General features: G+C 69.2%; 2 protein-coding genes. One reads left to right on the forward strand and one right to left on the reverse strand.

The features are described from left to right. Positions 1-237: 237 nt before the first annotated feature. Positions 238-1593, reverse strand: a complete 1356-nt coding sequence (locus ACTUAL_RS12500) for a helix-turn-helix domain-containing protein (RefSeq protein ID WP_440900348.1) — start codon at positions 1591-1593, stop codon at positions 238-240. 279 nt (positions 1594-1872) lie between these two features. Between ACTUAL_RS12500 and ACTUAL_RS12505 the strand changes: the two genes are divergently transcribed. Further along, complete coding sequence (locus tag ACTUAL_RS12505; protein WP_440900349.1) at positions 1873-2199, forward strand: hypothetical protein; 327 nt, start codon at positions 1873-1875, stop codon at positions 2197-2199. The last annotated feature ends 9 nt before the right edge of the window (positions 2200-2208 follow it).

The following is a 2208-nucleotide window of genomic DNA, read 5'->3' on the forward strand; positions in this document are numbered from 1 at the left end:
CTTCACCACGTCCCTGCACGACCACTCCCTCGCCATCGTCGTTCTGCCGACCCAGCCGTCACGATAACGACTCTCCCGTAGCTTTCCCGTAGCTTTCCCGTGCCCTTTCGGGAAGTTACGCCCACCTCGGGTCGAATCCACCGCAGAGCTGTTTTCGCAGCTCAACGGGTTCAACGCTGTCTCATCGCCTACTTCGCGCCTTGTTCACGCCGCCTTTCCGCCAGGCAGTAGAAGCGGTCAACCGAGCAGGAGGTGGCGGTCGCGCCAGGCCATGCGCAGCAGGCTCAACGACCCCGGCGACAACCGAGGCTCCAGCCGGGTGATCGCCTCGTCGGTGAACGGCATGTCCGCCCTGCCGCCCTCGCCCACGACCCGGCCCTCGTCGTTGACCCGCGTCATCGCCCCGAACAGCCGGTCGAACTCGACGTCGTCGACCACCGCGACGGTGCGCTGGCTCGGGCCGAGGGTGAGCGGGTCCGCCACCAGGCCGTAGTGCCACACCCGCAGCTGCCCGGCGGCCCGCGCCTGCTCGAACGAGGCGAAGGGTTCCTCGCTGGCGTAGTCGATGGCGCGGGCGCCGTTGCCGTCGTGCTCGGGGTTGGCCAGGAACTCCTCGGAGTACTCGCGCATGATGTTGCGCCACAAGGAGAAGTCGTTGCGCACGTCCACCGCCTGCACCGAGGACGGCTGGAACTCGCCCGCAGGCATCAGGGAGCACAGGCTGCCGCCGTCAGCGACCGAGTCCCCGTCCCGCTCGTGCAGCACGAACCGGTGCCCGTCACCAGCGCCTCGGCGCAGGGTGAGGGTGACGATGCCCGGCGACATCACCAGCCGCCGCGGGTCGAACGGGTCGCCGATGGCCTGGCGCAGCGGCAGGGCGTCCCAGCCGGGCACCGAGCCCTGGGCGGCCAGGTAGGCGGCCTTGAACTCGTGCGCCAGGCAGGACTTGACGTGGAAGACCTCGAAGAACGTGGTGGTGCCGAACTCCAGCTCCAGCGTCCCGTCGACCGCGCGCAGGCCGAGCAGGCGGTAGCTGACACGGTTCTCCAGCAGGCGCGGACGTACCAGGTCGCGCACCGCGCGGCTGTAGTCGGTGTACGGCTCGCCTCGGTCGTTCAGGGGCAACAACCCTGCTGTTGACGGCAGTTCCGGGACGGGCGGGGTCTGGTCGGTGAAGTGCAATCGCACCTGTTCCAGCTCTATGGGCTGCGGCAGCAGCCAGCCGGGACCGGCTAGGACGTGCCCGCCGGGCGCGCGCTGTCCCGCCGGGTACAACCAGGCCGCCAGCTCGGCCAGCTCCCGCCCCCGCGCGCCGGGTGCCTTGCGCACCCGCAGCCACTGCTCCTGACTGCGCCGCACCGCGTCACCGGGCGCCTCGGTCTTCTCGTCGGAGGCGAACAGCGCGGCGAGGTCGGTGGCGGAGACCTTCAGCGCCTTGGCCAGGCGGGGGCGCATCCCCGGCGTCAGCCCCTGGGCGCCGCGTTCCCACCGGCCCACCGTGGACAGGTCCACCCCGAGCTCGGCCGCGAGCGATTCCTGCGTGTGCCCCAGCAGCTCCCGTCGGGCGATCAACCGCCGACGTCGCATGGCCATTCCCCACCCCCTGGACACGATGGTCACCCGACCCTAGCTCCGCCCCACGCGGAAACAACAAAGACTTGATGGACATCCACCCGCACGGGCGTGAAGAACCGCAGAAACGGACGACACGCCCTGAACTCGCCCTGTAGTCGCCCGGTCATCGCGCTGGTCCGACAGGCGGGAATGATGATTTGCTCAATCCGGAAACGGTGGAATAACGCCCGCCTGGGCATCTCCATCACGCCGACAAGGATTTCCGGGGAAACCATGAACAGCACAATCAGTGACACCGTGACAGAGCACGAGGACGACCGGGACGAGAACGCGCCGGTCTACACCGTGGAGGGGTTCCGCGCTCTCGTGCGGGCCCTCGTCGTCGACGAGATGCCACGCCTGTTCGCCGTCGTCTACGAGCGGATTCCGCGCCGTGAGGTCGAGGTGGCTGCCTACGGCATGGCCTTCCCCGACCGTGCCGAGCTGGTCGCTCCCGACGGCACGCACCGGATGACCTCCTCCAGCGCTGACCAAGCCACCGACCTGCTGACCGCCAGCGCGGGGGACGAGCAGGTCAAAGCCCGCCTGGTCTGGATGGAAGACCTCGCCGGGGCGCTGGGGTAACCACCGGGC

The organism is Actinosynnema sp. (assembly GCF_052038725.1).

Coding starts and splice junctions, on each gene's coding strand:
- ACTUAL_RS12500 (WP_440900348.1), bottom strand. CDS start 1,593: ATGGCCATGCGACGTCGGCGGTTGATCGCCCGACGGGAGCTGCTGGGG.